Origin of the sequence: Limnobacter sp. (assembly GCF_043511195.1) — a bacterium.
Lineage (GTDB): Bacteria > Pseudomonadota > Gammaproteobacteria > Burkholderiales > Burkholderiaceae_B > Limnobacter.
On sequence record NZ_CP121330.1, the window covers coordinates 1,881,689 to 1,897,805 of the forward strand.

The 16,117-nt window shown below is 52.9% G+C and carries 13 protein-coding genes and 1 pseudogene; 11 read left to right on the plus strand and 3 right to left on the minus strand.

Features of this window, described 5'->3' with window-relative positions:
- Positions 1 to 181 precede the first annotated feature (181 nt).
- From rimP to dusA, 7 genes and pseudogenes are all read left to right on the plus strand, one after another.
- Positions 182 to 685 (plus strand): ribosome maturation factor RimP, encoded by a 504-nt coding sequence (gene rimP / locus P0D43_RS09005; protein WP_236550802.1) that lies wholly within the window; start codon positions 182 to 184, stop codon positions 683 to 685.
- Between the two features lie 10 nt (positions 686 to 695).
- On the plus strand, positions 696 to 2,165 hold the full coding sequence (nusA, locus tag P0D43_RS09010; protein WP_341237666.1) for a transcription termination factor NusA: 1,470 nt from the start codon (positions 696 to 698) through the stop codon (positions 2,163 to 2,165).
- 72 nt (positions 2,166 to 2,237) lie between these two features.
- A pseudogene (gene infB, locus P0D43_RS09015) lies at positions 2,238 to 5,061 on the plus strand (translation initiation factor IF-2).
- 27 nt (positions 5,062 to 5,088) lie between these two features.
- Positions 5,089 to 5,493 (plus strand): 30S ribosome-binding factor RbfA, encoded by a 405-nt coding sequence (gene rbfA, locus P0D43_RS09020; protein ID WP_341237667.1) that lies wholly within the window; start codon positions 5,089 to 5,091, stop codon positions 5,491 to 5,493.
- On the plus strand, positions 5,465 to 6,499 hold the full coding sequence (gene truB, locus P0D43_RS09025; RefSeq protein WP_159569653.1) for a tRNA pseudouridine(55) synthase TruB: 1,035 nt from the start codon (positions 5,465 to 5,467) through the stop codon (positions 6,497 to 6,499). Before rbfA ends, truB begins: the two co-directional genes overlap by 29 nt.
- Entirely contained in the window at positions 6,496 to 8,316 is a 1,821-nt protein-coding gene (typA, locus tag P0D43_RS09030) for a translational GTPase TypA (protein WP_394672242.1), read from the plus strand. The genes truB and typA overlap by 4 nt, the downstream gene beginning before the upstream one ends.
- Before the next feature lie 68 nt (positions 8,317 to 8,384).
- A complete protein-coding gene (gene dusA, locus P0D43_RS09035; RefSeq protein ID WP_394672243.1) occupies positions 8,385 to 9,362 on the plus strand; it encodes a tRNA dihydrouridine(20/20a) synthase DusA in 978 nt (325 codons plus the stop codon).
- Positions 9,363 to 9,369: 7 nt separating this feature from the next.
- On the opposite strand, the gene P0D43_RS09040 is transcribed toward dusA, so the two are convergent.
- The 3 genes from P0D43_RS09040 to wrbA are packed head-to-tail and all read right to left on the minus strand — an operon-like array spanning position 9,370 to position 11,793.
- Positions 9,370 to 10,800, minus strand: a complete 1,431-nt coding sequence (locus P0D43_RS09040; protein ID WP_394672244.1) for an FAD-binding oxidoreductase — start codon at positions 10,798 to 10,800, stop codon at positions 9,370 to 9,372.
- 4 nt (positions 10,801 to 10,804) lie between these two features.
- Entirely contained in the window at positions 10,805 to 11,188 is a 384-nt protein-coding gene (locus P0D43_RS09045) for a DUF2069 domain-containing protein (RefSeq protein ID WP_394672245.1), read from the minus strand.
- Positions 11,188 to 11,793 (minus strand): NAD(P)H:quinone oxidoreductase, encoded by a 606-nt coding sequence (wrbA, locus tag P0D43_RS09050; RefSeq protein ID WP_394672246.1) that lies wholly within the window; start codon positions 11,791 to 11,793, stop codon positions 11,188 to 11,190. Before wrbA ends, P0D43_RS09045 begins: the two co-directional genes overlap by 1 nt.
- 50 nt (positions 11,794 to 11,843) lie before the next feature.
- Here wrbA and P0D43_RS09055 point away from each other — a divergent pair, with 50 nt between their 5' ends.
- The 4 genes from P0D43_RS09055 to hflK all read left to right on the plus strand — a co-directional run bounded on the left by P0D43_RS09055 (position 11,844) and on the right by hflK (position 16,117).
- The gene (locus P0D43_RS09055; protein ID WP_159568737.1) at positions 11,844 to 13,211 is read left to right on the plus strand and encodes a YihY family inner membrane protein; all 1,368 of its coding nucleotides are present in this window, start codon (positions 11,844 to 11,846) and stop codon (positions 13,209 to 13,211) included.
- Positions 13,212 to 13,390: 179 nt separating this feature from the next.
- Positions 13,391 to 13,624 carry an RNA chaperone Hfq gene (gene hfq, locus P0D43_RS09060; RefSeq protein ID WP_008248719.1) on the plus strand — a complete coding sequence of 78 codons (234 nt, stop codon included), beginning with the start codon at positions 13,391 to 13,393 and terminating at the stop codon, positions 13,622 to 13,624.
- Positions 13,625 to 13,660: 36 nt separating this feature from the next.
- The gene (gene hflX, locus P0D43_RS09065; protein WP_394672247.1) at positions 13,661 to 14,782 is read left to right on the plus strand and encodes a GTPase HflX; all 1,122 of its coding nucleotides are present in this window, start codon (positions 13,661 to 13,663) and stop codon (positions 14,780 to 14,782) included.
- Between the two features lie 36 nt (positions 14,783 to 14,818).
- Entirely contained in the window at positions 14,819 to 16,117 is a 1,299-nt protein-coding gene (gene hflK, locus P0D43_RS09070) for an FtsH protease activity modulator HflK (RefSeq protein WP_159568735.1), read from the plus strand.

The following is a 16,117-nucleotide window of genomic DNA, read 5'->3' on the forward strand; positions in this document are numbered from 1 at the left end:
CAAGCTGTAAATTACTTGAAAATAAAGGCAGTTTCGGTTATTCTCTGAGGCTGCCTGAGCGCCCACTCCAAAAAGGGTGTCTCAAATGAAGTGGGCTTACAGGCCCATTTTTTTTTGGTAAGGCGGTTTTGAAGCAAATTAAAAGACGAAGCAAGCGAATTAGTAAAGGCGAAGAAGCGAAGTGATCAATCCTGAAGAGTTTGTTGGCAATTCATGGTCTGGCGTGTGGTCAGAGTCCTGGGTAACGGAAGCCGACGCCGTGATTGTCTCGCTGGGTTTAGAGGTTGCGGATATCGAGCGTGAGGGCAATGGCCTGTTGCGTATCATGATTGATTCGCCAGCAGGTGTCACTGTTGAAGACTGCGAAAAAGTCAGTCACCAACTCACCCACCTGTTTACCGTCGAAAATGTCAACTACGAGCGGCTCGAGATATCCTCGCCGGGCGTGGATCGCGTGTTACGTCGCAAAAAAGATTTCGAACGGTTTTTGGATCAAGAGGTGTCCCTGAAGTTTAAGCGGGCCATCAACAATCAAAAACAGTTCAAAGGCGTATTGCAAAAAGGCAAAGAGCAAACCTGGGGAGTGTTGGTCACTCCCGACGGAAAAAATGCCGAGCCGTACTTGCTTGATTTTGAAATAACTGATTTGGCGGGTGCCCGTCTGGTCCCCCATCTAAAGTTTTAGGAGCCCTGGAATGAGCCGTGAGTTGCTTTTATTAGTTGATGCGTTGGCGCGCGAAAAAAATGTGGACAAAGACATCGTCTTTGGTGCGCTCGAATTGGCATTGGCTTCCGCAACCAAGAAGCGCTTCGATGAAGAAGTGGATGTTCGCGTGTCCATCGATCGCGACACAGGCGACTACGACACTTTCCGTCGCTGGGAAGTGGTCACAGAAGAAGACTTCTACGACCCCGCCTATCAAATGGTGTTAGACCAAGCCTTGAAGCATGACGAAGAAGCCGAAATGGGCGACTTCATCGAAGAAGAACTTGAGCCCGTTGAATTTGGTCGAATTGGCGCCCAAGCCGCCAAGCAGGTAATTCTGCAGCGCGTTCGCGACGCTGAGCGTGAGCAAATCCTGCAAGACTTCCTTGATCGTGGCGACAAAATTGTCATTGGTCAGGTCAAGCGCATGGAACGCGGCGATGCCATCGTTGAAAGCGGTCGTATCGAAGCCCGTTTGCCGCGCGATCAAATGATTCCCCGTGAAAGCCTGCGTCCAGGCGACCGTGTACGTGCCTACCTCTGGAAGGTAGATCGCTTGGCGCGCGGTCAACAAGTTATTTTGTCGCGCACATCACCTGAGTTCATCAAAGCATTGTTCGCCATGGAAGTCCCGGAAATCGAGCAAGGTCACCTGGAAATTAAAGGTGCTGCACGCGACCCCGGCATGCGAGCCAAAATTGCAGTATTGGCCCATGACCGTCGCATCGACCCCATCGGTACTTGCGTGGGTGTTCGTGGCTCTCGTGTTCAGGCTGTTACCCAAGAGTTGGGCGGTGAACGCGTAGACATCGTATTGTGGTCCGAAGACCCAGCCCAGTTTGTGATTGGTGCTTTGTCGCCAGCAACCGTTCAATCTATTGTTGTTGATGAAGACCAGCACGTGATGGAAGTGGTGGTTGACGAAGCCGAGCTGGCGCAAGCCATCGGCCGCAGCGGTCAAAACGTGCGTTTGGCCTCTGATCTCACCGGTTGGCAAATCAATATCATGACCCCCGAAGAATCGGCCAAGCGTTCCGAAGAAGAAATCGGCAAGTTGCGTGAGTTGTTCACCAGCAAGCTGGATGTCGACGAAGAAGTGGCCAACATTCTGATCGAGGAAGGTTTCACAGGCCTTGAAGAAGTAGCCTACGTGCCAATCGCTGAAATGCAGGAAATTGAAGCATTTGACGCCGATACTGTCGAAGCACTTCGCACCCGCGCCCGCAATGCTTTGTTGACCGAGGCCATTGCGCGCGAGGAAATAGTAGAAGGTGCAGGCGACCTGATGTCCATCGAAGGCGTTGATGGCGACCTGGTTGGCAAGCTGGCTGCTGCTGATATTTCAGACCGCGAAGGTTTGGCCGAGTTGGCCGTCGATGAATTGGTTGAAATTGCAGGAATTGAAGAAGACCGTGCTCGCGACATCATTATGAAAGCGCGCGCACACTGGTTTGAGTAATCCAAACCGCATTGAGTAGAGTCGAATCGGGCCACTCGGTCCGGTCAGTAAGGGAATTTGAAGGAATAGTAGATGACCAGTACCACAGTCGCACAGTTTGCAGCAGAGTTGAAAATGCCCGCCGATGTTCTTTTGGAGCAGCTGAAGTCTGCTGGCGTAAGCAAAACTTCTGAGGCAGATGCAGTTACTGAAGCGGACAAGGGAAAGCTTTTGGAAAGCCTGAGAAAGGCGCACGGATCTGAAAGCGGTCAAAAGAAAATTACCCTCACCCGCAAGCAGACCAGTGAAATCAAGCAAGCAGGCCCTGGTGGCCGTGCACGCACAGTTCAGGTTGAAGTGCGTAAAAAGCGCGTATTCGTGCAGCGCGCTGAAAAAGCAGGTGAAAGCGAGCCCGTTATGGAAGCTCAACTGGATCCGGCTGAACAGGCCCGCCGTGATGCTGAAACACAACGCCAGGCTGAATTGAAAGCGCGTCAGGAAGCGGAGCTGAAAGAAAAACAAGCCAAGCTTGAGCAAGAGCGTGAGCGCGAACTGAAGCTTCAGGAAGAAGCACGCCAGCGCGCCGAAGAAGAGCGCCTTGCCCATGAAGCGGTTGAACAGGCCAAGGCTGAAAACGCCAAACCTGCCAAAGCCGAAGAAGAAACTGATACCAAAGACGAAGCAGCCCAGGCAGCGCGTGCCGAGGAAGCCAAGGCCCGCGAACAACGCGCAGCCGATGCGCTGAAAGCAGAGCAAAAAGCCAAGAAAGCAGCCGAAGATGCGGCCAAGGCCAGTGCGAACCAAGAACGCGCTCGCAAGGCCGCGGAAGCTGAAGTTGCAGCAATTAACCGCATGATGTCCCAGCCCGCCAAGGTCATGAAGGCTGAAGAGCCTGTTGAGCCTCCCAAGGCTGCGGCAACCATTAAAAAGCCTGAGAAGTTGGCCACTGCTGCAGAGGATGACTCTGCAGGGCGTGCTCGCAAAGGTGTTCGCGCACCGGGTGCCAAGGAAGAGCCGGGCCGCCGTCGTGGTGGTTTGAAAACCCGAGGCGAAACTGGAGTTGGCCGCACTGGTGCGGGTGGCTGGAAAGGCCCGAAGGGCAAAAACAGTCGCCACAACCAGGAACAAAGCAACTTCAATCAACCCACCGAACCAGTGATCCGTGACGTTCATGTGCCGGAAACCATCACGGTGGCTGAACTTGCGCACAAAATGTCCGTGAAGGCCGCAGAGGTGATCAAGTGTCTGATGAAAATGGGCCAAATGGTCACCATTAACCAGGTGCTCGATCAAGACACGGCCATGATTGTGACCGAGGAATTGGGCCACAAGGCAATTGCTGCCAAGCTCGATGATCCAGAAGCCATGATCGAACAAGCTGGTGTGGCGCATTCTGAAGCGCCGTCAGTGGCTCGCGCACCAGTTGTTACCATCATGGGTCACGTTGACCACGGTAAAACCTCACTGCTTGATCACATTCGTAGCCAAGGTGGCCAGTGGTGAGGCCGGTGGCATTACCCAGCATATTGGCGCTTACCACGTGGAAACGGGCCACGGCATGATCACCTTCATCGATACACCGGGCCACGCGGCGTTTACAGCCATGCGTGCACGTGGTGCCAAATCAACCGATATCGTCATTCTGGTGGTCGCGGCTGATGATGGCGTGATGCCACAAACCATTGAAGCCATTCACCATGCCAAGGCAGCCAACGTACCTTTGGTGGTGGCGATCAACAAGATTGACAAGCCTGATGCAAATCCTGAGCGAGTCAAGCAAGAATTGATTTCTCACTCGGTTGTACCAGAGGAATACGGCGGTGATTCGCCCATGGTTCCTGTGTCTGCGAAAACAGGCCTGGGCATTGACGACCTTCTGGAGCAAGTGCTGCTGCAGGCGGAAGTGCTCGAGCTGAAGGCTCAGATCGAAGCCCCAGCCAAAGGCCTGGTTGTTGAGTCCCGCCTGGACAAAGGCCGTGGCCCAGTGGCCACAGTGTTGGTACAAAGCGGTACCTTGAAGAAAGGCGATGTGGTGTTGGCTGGTTCTGCATTTGGTCGCGTACGCGCCATGGTGGACGAAAACGGTCGTTCAATCGAATCCGCTGGTCCTTCAATTCCTGTTGAAATTCAGGGTTTGAGCGATGTGCCGGCCGCTGGTGAAGAAGTAATTGTGTTGCCAGATGAGCGCAAAGCCCGTGAAATTGCCTTGTTCCGTCAAGGCAAGTTCCGCGACGTGAAGCTGGCCAAGCAACAGGCCGCCAAGCTGGAGAACATGTTTGAACAAATGGCTGAAGGCGAAGTTAAACACCTGCCAGTTATTCTGAAAGCCGACGTACAGGGTTCACAAGAAGCCTTGTCGCATGCCTTGCAGAAGTTGTCTACCGACGAAGTGAAAGTGCATGTTGTGCACGCTGCTGTGGGTGGTATCAGTGAATCTGATGTCAACCTGGCGGTGGCCTCCAAAGCGGTGATCATCGGCTTTAACGTGCGTGCTGACCAAGGCGCCCGTAAAACAGCCGAGAACAACGGCGTGGATATTCGCTACTACAACATCATTTACGATGCCGTAGACGAGATCAAAGCCGCGATGACCGGCATGCTGACGCCTGACAAGAAAGAGGAAATCATCGGCAACGTTGAAATCCGCGAAGTGTACAAGATCTCCAAAGTGGGTTCTGTTGCAGGTTGTATGGTGACCGACGGCTTGATTCGTCGTGGTGCAGGTGTGCGCTTGCTGCGTGACAACGTGGTGGTGTGGACTGGCCAGCTGGCCTCGCTCAAGCGCTTCAAAGACGACGCCAAAGAAGTGCGCCAGAACTTTGAGTGTGGCTTGCAGCTGCACAACTACGACGACATCCAGGTTGGCGACATTCTGGAAGCATTTGAAGTGAAGGAAGTGGCCCGTACGCAGCTGTAATTGCTGCGTGGGTTTGAAAAGGAAAGTATGCGTCACAAGAAAAAAGCACCAGCCAGAGGAATTCGGGTTGCCGAGCAAATCCAGAAAGACCTGGCTGAGCTGATCCCCCGTGAGTTGAGAGACCCACGGCTTGGGTTTGTCACAATCACAGATGTGGAACTGACACCCGACTACGCCTATGCAACCGTGTATTTCTCAGTATTGACTGGTTCGGCGGAGACCACTGAAGAGGCATTGAATGACTCCTCAGGTTATTTGCGCAATTTGATTTTTAAAAAGTTGCACATTCACACTGTGCCTACCTTGCGTTTCAAACACGACCAATCGGTAGAGCGTGGGGCTGAAATGTCCCAGATCATTGACCGGGCGCTGAAAGGCGAGGGTGGTGGTGCCACAGATTCGGATGGTGGTGGCGACGGTGGCGGTGACTAAAAAGCAAAAACGTGCCTTGTCTGGTGTGTTGTTGTTCGACAAATCGACTGGTTATTCGTCCAATCAAGCTCTGCAAATCGTCAAGCGCCTGTACCGTGCTGAAAAAACCGGCCACACAGGTACGCTGGACCCATTGGCAAGCGGCTTGTTACCATTGATGTTCGGTGAGGCGACCAAGTTTGCGGCAGATTTGATCGACGCAAGCAAATCCTACCGAACCAAAGTGCGGCTGGGTTTTTCAAGCAACACCGGCGATGCCGAGGGTGAATTGACGAAAGTCAGTACCCGCGCGCTTGAAAGCATCACCGAGATTGAGGTAAAACAGGTGTGTGCGCAGTTTGTTGGGGAAATTCAACAGACGCCACCGATGTTTTCTGCATTAAAGAAAGACGGCAAGCCTTTGTACGAGTATGCTCGCGAAGGCATTGAATTGGACAGACCTGCTCGAACCCTTTTGATCCATCAATTGGATGTCATTAAAGTCGAGCACAATCAGCAAGATGGTGAACTTGGTTGCACCATTGAGCTGGAAGTAAATTGCAGCAAAGGCACCTACGTGCGCACCCTGGGCGAAGACATCGCCAAGGCATTGGGCACGGCAGGCTACCTCACCGAACTGCGGAGAACCGCGATTGGTGACTTGAAAGTGGAACGCGCGTACACCCTGGATGCACTCAAAGTGCTCGGTGAATCGGAAACCCCCTTTGACGCTTTGGATGCTGTGCTTTTCCCGGTGGATTCGCTTTTGGGCAGCCTGGGGAAAGTTGAATTGAACAATGAGTTTGCGCGGCGGTTTTCGCACGGGCAACGGTTGCCACTGGACTTGGTCAACGCCAAACCAGGGCGAGTGCGGGTGTACGGAGAAGCCCCCGCGCAGGATGTGAACACCGATGTAAGCAATACGGCCTTCAAAGGCAATTCCCTGTTTATGGGAACAGGCATTTTAGAAACGGATGGGAAGGGCGCCTTGCTTCGACCCGACAGATTGATTCAGGTAAATTTATGACACGCGCATTACGTAACGTTGCAATTATCGCCCACGTGGACCACGGCAAAACCACGCTGGTTGACCAACTCCTTCGCCAGTCTGGCACCTTCCGCGAGAACGAAAAGCTCGAAGAACGTGTGATGGACAGCAACGACATTGAAAAAGAACGTGGTATCACGATTCTTTCCAAGAACTGCGCAGTTGAATATGAAGGCACCCACATCAACATCGTTGACACCCCAGGACACGCCGACTTTGGCGGTGAAGTGGAGCGCGTGTTGTCGATGGTTGATTCGGTTTTGTTGTTGGTAGACGCCGTAGAAGGCCCAATGCCACAAACACGTTTTGTAACCCGCAAGGCATTGGCCTTGGGTTTGAAGCCCATCGTGGTAGTGAACAAAGTAGACCGTCCTGGCGCCCGCATTGACTGGGTAATCGATCAAACCTTTGACTTGTTCGACAAGTTGGGTGCAACCGATGAACAGCTGGATTTCCCGATTGTTTATGCTTCTGGTTTGAACGGTTTTGCTGGCGATACACCCGATTTGCGCGAAGGCACCATGCGCCCCTTGTTTGAAGCCATTTTGAAGTATGTGCCTGTGCGTGATGATGACCCCAATGGTCCCCTGCAATTCCAGATCACATCGCTCGATTACAACAGCTACGTGGGCAAGATCGGTATTGGCCGTATCAAGCGCGGTACGGTGCGGGTTGGCCAGCAGGTAACCTGTATCAACGGTCCAGACGGCACTCCATTTAATGGTCGAATCAACCAGGTGCTGAAGTTCCGTGGTCTGGAGCGTATTCAGGAAGAAGAAGCCCAAGCTGGCGACATTTGCCTGATCAATGGTATTGAGGAAATCGGCATTGGAACCACCATCTGCTCACCTGAAGCAGTAGAAGGTCTGGAAATTCCAGCGATTGATGAGCCAACATTGACCATGAACTTCATGGTCAACACATCTCCACTGGCTGGCCGTGAAGGCAAGTTTGTAACCAGTCGCCAGTTGCGTGACCGTTTGCAGCGTGAATTGAAAGCCAACGTGGCCCTGCGCGTTAAAGACACCGACGACGACACCGTATTTGAAGTGTCAGGCCGTGGTGAATTGCACCTGACCATCTTGCTGGAAAACATGCGTCGTGAAGGCTATGAATTGGCCGTGTCACGCCCACGCGTGGTGTTCAAGGAAGTTGACGGCGTGAAGTGCGAGCCCTACGAAATGTTGACCGTGGATGTGGAAGACTCACACCAGGGTGGCGTGATGGAAGAATTGGGTCGCCGCAAAGGTGACTTGCTTGATATGTCACCCGATGGCAAAGGCCGTGTTCGTCTGGAATACAAAATTCCAGCACGTGGTTTGATTGGTTTCCAGGGTGATTTCATGACCCTGACACGCGGTACTGGCTTGATCAGTCACGTATTTGATCAATACGCACCGATTCGCGAAGGTGGTTCTGCCGAGCGTCACAATGGCGTGCTGATTTCTCAAGACGATGGCGATGCAGTTGCTTACGCCTTGTGGAAGTTGCAAGACCGTGGTCGCATGTTTGTGTCACCAGGTGAAGCCTTGTACGAAGGCATGGTGATTGGTATTCACAGCCGTGACAACGACCTGGTTGTAAACCCCATCAAGGGCAAGCAGCTGACCAACGTTCGTTCATCGGGCACTGACGAAGCCGTTCGCCTGGTTCCTCCAATTCAAATGAATCTGGAATACGCAGTTGAATTTATTGCTGAAGACGAATTGGTGGAAATTACGCCGAAGAATATTCGCATTCGCAAGCGTTTCCTGAAGGAACACGAGCGCAAGCGCGCCAGCCGCGACGCAGCGTAAGCCGCAAGGTTGAATCTTAAAGGGGGCGTGGCTTTGGCCTCGCCCTTTTTATTTGTAAAATTCAAACCATGACTTTCAAACCCAGAACACTTTCTGTTGCCCCAATGATCGACTGGACCGACCGGCATTGCCGCAGGTTCCATCGAGCCATTAGCCGGCACACCTGGTTGTATACCGAGATGATCACCACAGGTGCCTTGGTATACGGCGATCGCAATCGTTTTTTGGCATTCAACGAGGAAGAGCATCCTGTCGCCTTTCAAATTGGAGGTAGCGACCCGGAACATCTGGCAGCGTGCGCAAAGTGGATCGAACAAGCGGGTTACGACGAATTGAACCTGAATGTGGGCTGTCCATCGGAGCGCGTGCAAAAGGGGTCTTTTGGTGCCTGCCTGATGGCTGAGCCTGATTTGGTAGCCGACTGCGTCAAAGCCATGCGGGATGCTTGCTCAATCGACGTCACGGTGAAGCATCGAATCGGGCTCGATTACGATGAAAGCGAAACCATGCTGTACGAATTTGTCGGCAAGGTGAGTGAAGCCGGTTGCAACACTTTCATTGTGCATGCACGCAATGCGGTGTTGAAGGGTTTGTCGCCAAAAGAAAACCGTGACATTCCACCCTTGCGTTATGAGGTTGTAAAGCGCTTGAAGCAGCATTTTCCGCATCTTCAAATTATTTTGAATGGCGGAATCACTACCGTGGACGCTATCAAAAGCCACTTGGATTGGGCAGACGGCTGCATGATTGGTCGAGAGGCGTATTCCAATCCCTGGTTACTGGCCCAGTTTGATGAAATCATTGGCCAACCCACGGATACAAGAACTCGTTTCAACGTGATTGATGAATTACGCGCCTACGCTGACCAGGAATTGCGCAAAGGCGAGAGCATTCGGAATATTACGAAATCCTGGCTGGGCTTGTTTCACGGGCAGCCGGGCGGCAGGCTTTACCGCCAGGTGTTGTCCGATTCAACCTTGCTGAAAGCCAACAATTGGCAGGTGGTTGAAGACGCTTTGGCGAAAATGCTCAAGCATGCTGCTTGAGTAGGCACTAAAGCAACACCAACTTGCCAGGGTTCAGAAGATTCTTTGGATCCAAAGCCTGTTTAATTGTTTTGAATGCCGCGTAGTTGCTTTTGCTGGTAATGTCCCGCAACAGTTCAGCCTTGAGTTGACCAATGCCGTGTTCGGCCGATACGGTGCCACCGCACTGCAAAATCGCGTTATGCACCAAGGTGTTTAACAAGCTTTGGTGTTGCTTCAGAAATTCCGCAGAGTCACTGGCTTTGGGTGCTGACAAGTTGAAATGCAGGTTGCCATCGCCAAGGTGGCCAAACAACACCGGCCGAACATCAACCCCATGTTCTGCGATTTCATTTAATGCGATATCGTGAAATACAGGCAATTGTGACACCGCACACGCCACATCGTGTTTCACGTTCAAGCCCTCTTTGGCCTGTGCTTCGGATATGTTTTCTCTCAAGGCCCAAAAAGTGTCAATTTCCCGCCCGCTTTGCGCAATTGCAATGTTGCGCACGCCTGGGAGTTCCTCGAGCAAGGCTTCCAGCGTTTTGGTAACCTGCTCGCGCAATGCGGTTTCGGGGCCCAAAGAGGTAAATTCCGCCAGTACATGGTCCTCCGCGCCCGGGCCAGTGGGTGCACGGCCTGGAAAATGGGTTTGAACCACCTCAATTGCATTGGCGTTCATCCACTCGTAGCTGCTGAGTTCGCCAAACAGATGGCTTTGAACAAACCCCAGCGCATCGACTGCAACTTGAATGTTGTCCACATTCAGCCAGGCCACACAACGGCTTTTGGGGGCAGGGTACACCTTCATGCACGCCGTGGTCACTATGCCCAGTGTGCCCTCTGAGCCAATCAACAAATGGCGCAAGTCGTAGCCGGTGTTGTTTTTGCGAAGTCCTCGCAAGTCACCACACAACTCGCCCTGTGCATTCACATATTCAAGACCCAGGCACAATTCTCGGGTATTGCCATAGCGCAGCACAGCCACACCACCGGCGTTGCTGGCCAAGTTACCACCTAAGGTGCAAGTGCCTTCCGAGGCCAAACTCAAGGGGAACAGGAATCCGTGGGCACTTGCATATTCCTGAATTTCATACAAGGTGTAGCCCGCGCTGGCGGTCAGTGTCAGGTTGCTTTCATCCAGCTTCAACACATCGCGAATTCGACCAGTTTTAAGCACCACATGCGGGCGCTTTGATGCGTCGCCCTCTGCTGTGGGTACGGCACCACCCACCAACCCCGTGTTGCCGCCTTGGGTGGAAATGGCGACGTTGAATTGGTCGCACACCTTCACAATGCCCTGAATCTGCGCAGCGTTCAGGGGTTCAAGCAGGGCCAGTGCGGTGGTTTGGTAGCGTTTGCGCCAATCGGTGCATGCGTGGGCAATGTCCGTGGTGTCGGTCTTGACCGTCAAGCCCGGCACCTGTTTGCGCAACTGGTCAAGAAATTCGTTCATGCCCTCAGGCTACCTTGGTTTTTGGCACTTTGTAAGTGCGCGCAAACACGCTGACGCTGGCAAAAAGTGCGATGGTCAGAAACACCTCTAGCCCGGCCATTAACTGAGAGGCAAGGGCGGGGTCGGAACTGGCCCGTGTTGCGCCTTCTGCAAAGTACAACCACACCAACAGAGAAGTAGCCTGATAGGTGCGTACGCGTTGTTTGAATATGCCTGGCACCACCAATAGCAAGGGCAATACCTTCAGAACCAGCCAGCTGCCACCCGGGCGAATCGGTGCAATAAACAGTTCCCAGGCCACGCACAAGGCGATCAGGGCCAACAGGCTGGTTACGCTCGCCCAGTAGGCTTTGCTGCGGGTTGAATTCATGTCGAGGGTGCTGCTCATCAGGGTTTATCCATGTGTTGTAGTGCCAGTGCTGCTTTTGCCAAACGCACGCCTTGCGCCCTGGCCAGTGCTTTTTCGTGTTCGGAAAGCGGGTTGTGTCCTTTTGTCCCGGCCCAATGGGTCACGCCGTAGGGTGTGCCGCCGGTGGTGGTGTCGTGCAAGGCCTGTTCGGAATAGGGAATGCCCAGCCACAACATGCCATTGTGAATCAGGGGCAAGGCCATGCTGGTTAACGTGGTTTCCTGGCCGCCATGCAAACTGCTGGTGCTGGTGAATACGCAAAACGGTTTGTTGATCAGGCCGCCTGCAAGCCAGTTTCCCACTGTGCCATCGATAAAATACTTCATCGCGGCCGCCATATTGCCAAACCGGGTCGGGGAGCCAAGTGCCAGGCCTGCGCATTCTTTCAAGTCTGCCGGTTCTGCGTAAGGTGGGCCATCCGCGGGGATGTCTGGTTCTGTTGACTCGCTGTTGGCAGACACCCCGGGTACTGTGCGAAGCCGCGCTGAATCGCCCTTGACTGAATCGACGCCCAACGCAATTTCACGTGCCAATTGTGCGGTGGTACCGTGGCGGGTGTAATACAAGACCAATACTTCAATCATGCTTAAGGGTTATCATGGGGGCTGTTGGAACCCCTATTGTATCGAAGCGCATGAGTTCAGCCGCACCTTCCGAAACAACTGAGACCAAGAGTTTCAAAACCGTCGGCAAACCCGTTGAGGAAAGCCAAACCCGCCGGGCCCGTTTTATGCGGGGTGCCCGTCGTGCATTCAGTGTGGCCGATGTGGAATTGTCCCCGCTGAATTTGCGCTGGTGGATTGCATTTACCCGCCTGGTCAGTCAGCGCATTAGCGAGCAACGTTTGCCCCAGGTGGCGGCCAGCTTAACCTTCACCACTGTGCTTTCGCTGGTACCCCTGGCCACTGTGGTATTGGCCATATTCACTGCATTTCCAATGTTTGACCGTTTGCAGTCTTCTTTGCAGGGTTATCTGATCGAGAGTTTTTTTCCGGAAACCTTGTCAGAAACCATTCTGACCTATGTCACACAGTTTTCTGACAAGGCGAAGGGGCTGACTGCCATTGGTATCGTGTTCTTGGTTATTACCGCATTGACCACCATGTTCACTGTGGATCGGGTGTTCAATCAGATCTGGAACGTGAAGCGTCAACGCTCGACTATCAACAAAGTGCTGTTGTACTGGGCTGTTCTGTCTTTGGCGCCAGTACTGATCGCTTTGAGTATCAGCGTATCGACTGCCTTGATTGGCGAGTCCATGAGTGGCATCAATCCAGTTCTTGGTGGTATGTTCCCGGCGCTGAATCTGATACCCCTTACCCTGACCGTGTTGGCGTTTGCATTCATCTATCGCGCAGTGCCCAATCGCGCAGTACATTGGAAAGATGCCTTGGTGGGCGGTGCGCTGGCAGCCATTCTGTTTGAAATTTCAAAGCGGGCCTTCGCGGCCTACATCACGCATTTCCCAAGTTACACCGCTTTATATGGCGCTTTGGCGGCGTTTCCAATCTTTTTGCTTTGGATTTACGTGAGCTGGATTATTGTGCTGCTGGGTGCTAGCACCGTGGCGGCGTTGCCAGTGGCCCGAACCGGCTACTGGAACCCCAGCAACCGCCCCGGTGAACGGTGGTTGCAAGGTTTGAGCGTGTTGGTTGAACTGGAAAAATCGCGCCAACAGGAAAAACCCGGCATGACCATGGAAGAGTTGAGGGTGTTTGCCAAAGTGCCACCTGATCAACTGGACGAGATCCTGAGCTTGCTGATAGACCATGGAGTGATTGGACTCTTGGCGATTGTAAGGGGTGATGATCGATTTGCCCTGATCTGCGACCCGGCCAATATCAGTGCAGAAGTGGTGGCAAAAGCATTGTGGTACGACCCTTCCTTGACGGCGGAATGGGCAGCCCGATTGCCACAATCTACGGCGAGACTTTCCGAGTTTCAGGAAGAATTTATTCGTCGGCCCCGCCTGTCTCAATGGCTTGAACTCGCGCCTTGCTAGGTGGGTGATGTCAACGGGAATCACTCTTCGGCGTTGGATTTGAACTTATTGTGAAAAAAGAGTGTCCATATCTACAAAAGAAGAGCTTACGTTTGGCACCCATAGGTGCTTTCTGTAAACTAAGCGTGACGAGCCAAAAGCTCTGACATTTAATAATATCAACACAGTCTGGAGCTGTTATGAGTAACAAAGGGCAATTACTACAAGACCCCTTCCTCAATTTGCTGCGCAAAGAGCATGTACCCGTGTCCATTTACCTGGTCAACGGTATCAAGCTTCAGGGCCAAATCGAGTCTTTTGATCAATACGTGGTTTTGCTGCGTAATACGGTAACCCAAATGGTCTACAAGCACGCAATTTCAACGGTTGTGCCTGGCCGTTCAGTTACATTCACCCCCGAGGTGAAGGAGTAAACTTATCTTCACTTTCCAATTTTTCCGCGGTTTGCAATGACGCGTAGTTCCCTGGTTGCACTTGACCTTGGTCAACACGAGTTCCGCGAAAGTGTCGATGAGCTGGCTCTACTGGCCACCTCTGCTGGTGCAGAGGTGATCGGCGTTTTCGTGTCTAAACGGCGTTCCCCCGACTCCGCAACATTCATTGGCTCTGGCAAGGTGCAGGAAATACTTGCGCATTGCGATGCAGAAGAGGTCGAGCTGGTGATATTCAATCACAGCTTGAGTCCTGCCCAGCAACGAAATCTTGAAAATGCCCTAGGGCGTCGCGCGATCGACCGCACCGGGCTGATTCTCGATATTTTTGCCATTCGCGCGCGCAGTTTCGAAGGCAAGTTGCAGGTCGAACTGGCTCAACTGCAGTACATGGCTTCGCGACTGGTTCGCGGCAACGCCAATTTGTATGGTCAGCAAGGTGGTATCGGCATGCGCGGGCCGGGTGAAACCCAACTTGAAACAGACCGTCGCCTGATCGGGGTGAAGGTCAAACAGTTGAAAACCCGTCTTGAAAAGCTGCAGAAGCAGCGCCAAACCCAACGCAGGCAGCGTGAACGCAGAGGGCAGTTCACGGTCGCAATTGTGGGCTACACCAATGCGGGCAAAAGTACGCTGTTCAATTCAATTACAAGCGACAAAGCCTATGCCGCCGATCAGCTCTTTGCCACTTTGGACACCACCACGCGTCGCGTTTGGCTGGCGCCCAAGATAGACATGGCACTTTCCGATACCGTCGGGTTTATTCGCGATCTGTCACATTCTCTTGTCGATGCGTTCAAGGCGACGCTTGAAAGTGCAGTACACGCCGATGTGCTGCTGCATGTTGTCGATGTGAGTTCGCAGGTTCGGCACAGTCAAATCGATGAAGTCAACAAAGTGTTGCACGAGATCGAAGCAGGAGATGTTCCGCAGGTGATCATCTGGAACAAAATAGACGCCTGCGAGCGTTCTGTGGAAGTCGAGCGCGACGGCAATGGTAAGATTTTGTCCGTGGCGGTGAGTGCACGCTATGGGCTTGGCATTCCTGAATTGAGGGAATGTTTGACTGAACTTGCAGGCAACTTCTATGCTCAAAGCAGGGGTGCAGACACGCAGTCAGATCAATTGCAGTGGGCCTGAACGTCAACAATTATTTTTTCAGCAGTAGGAACAAACATGTCAATGAATGATCCGGATTGGGGCAGAAATTCATCGGGTAATCAAAATAACGATGAACCCACAAAGCCTCAAGATCAAGACAACCGCCGTCCCGGAGGCCGTCAAGACGGCCCACCTGACCTGGATGAGCTGTGGCGCGACTTCAACAGCAGGCTGAATCGCCTGTTCGGCAAGAAGGGTGGCAATGGTGGTGGCCCGCGTGGCCCGGTTGGTGGCGGCAACGGTGGCCCCAGCATGGAAAATGCCGGCAAAGGGTTCACAGCCGTTGTTGTGGTTGCTGTGCTCGTTTGGCTAGCCAGCGGCTTTTACATCGTGCAAGAAGGTCGCGAAGGCGTGGTGCTGCAGTTCGGCAAATATCACCACACCTCAATGCCCGGTTTTCAATGGCGTTTGCCCTATCCAATTCAGTCGCATGAGGTGGTGAACTCCTCTCAGGTGCGCATTGTTGAAGTCGGGTATCGCAACGACGTGAAAAGCAAGGTATTGCGTGAAGCCCTGATGCTGACTGAAGACGAAAACATTATCGACATTCAGTTCGCGGTTCAGTATCGCCTTAAGGATGCTGGCGATTATCTGTTCAACACCATTGATCCGGATGAGTCCGTGAAAATGGCTGCTGAAACAGCCATTCGCGAGGTGGTTGGCCGAAGCAAGATGGACTTTGTGTTGTACGAGGGCCGAGAGCAAATTGCCCTGAATACAGCCGAGGTAATACAGGAAATTCTCGACAAGTACGGCACGGGTATTTTGGTCTCTAGCGTGACCGTTCAGGGTGTTCAACCACCAGAGCAGGTTCAGGCGGCATTTGACGACGCAGTGAAAGCCGGGCAAGACCGTGAGCGCTTGAAAAACGACGGTGAAGCATATGCCAACGATGTCATTCCACGTGCGCGAGGCAATGCAGCCCGTCTGCGGGAAGAGGCCGATGGTTACCGTGCACGCGTGGTTGCTCAATCCGAAGGTGATTCAGCTCGCTTTAAAGCCATTCTGACTGAGTACGAAAAAGCACCCAAAGTCACAAAAGACCGCCTGTACATTGATGCAATGCAAGAAATTTACACCAATGTAACGAAGGTCATTGTTGACTCCAAGGGGAACAGCCAGTTGCTGTACCTGCCTTTGGATAAATTGATCGAAAAAACTGGCGCATCAGGGTCGGAAGGCAATAGCGCAGCATCTGCTGCAGCTGCAGCCAAGGCCGCTGAGACCAGTCCATCCGCACCTCGCGGTGCAAACGATGGATTTGATACTAGTATTCGCGATGCCATGCGCAATCGTGACCGGGGAGCTCGCTAA

Bases quoted from the DNA above. Each gene is read 5' to 3' on its own strand.
- hflK (WP_159568735.1), top strand. From the start codon at position 14,819: ATGTCAATGAATGATCCGGATTGGGGCAGAAATTCATCGGGTAATCAA.
- P0D43_RS09040 (WP_394672244.1), bottom strand. From the start codon at position 10,800: ATGAACGAATTTCTTGACCAGTTGCGCAAACAGGTGCCGGGCTTGACG.
- truB (WP_159569653.1), top strand. From the start codon at position 5,465: ATGGTGGTGGCGACGGTGGCGGTGACTAAAAAGCAAAAACGTGCCTTG.
- P0D43_RS09045 (WP_394672245.1), bottom strand. From the start codon at position 11,188: ATGAGCAGCACCCTCGACATGAATTCAACCCGCAGCAAAGCCTACTGG.
- rbfA (WP_341237667.1), top strand. From the start codon at position 5,089: ATGCGTCACAAGAAAAAAGCACCAGCCAGAGGAATTCGGGTTGCCGAG.
- hflX (WP_394672247.1), top strand. From the start codon at position 13,661: ATGACGCGTAGTTCCCTGGTTGCACTTGACCTTGGTCAACACGAGTTC.
- nusA (WP_341237666.1), top strand. From the start codon at position 696: ATGAGCCGTGAGTTGCTTTTATTAGTTGATGCGTTGGCGCGCGAAAAA.
- typA (WP_394672242.1), top strand. From the start codon at position 6,496: ATGACACGCGCATTACGTAACGTTGCAATTATCGCCCACGTGGACCAC.
- P0D43_RS09055 (WP_159568737.1), top strand. From the start codon at position 11,844: ATGAGTTCAGCCGCACCTTCCGAAACAACTGAGACCAAGAGTTTCAAA.
- wrbA (WP_394672246.1), bottom strand. From the start codon at position 11,793: ATGATTGAAGTATTGGTCTTGTATTACACCCGCCACGGTACCACCGCA.
- dusA (WP_394672243.1), top strand. From the start codon at position 8,385: ATGACTTTCAAACCCAGAACACTTTCTGTTGCCCCAATGATCGACTGG.
- hfq (WP_008248719.1), top strand. From the start codon at position 13,391: ATGAGTAACAAAGGGCAATTACTACAAGACCCCTTCCTCAATTTGCTG.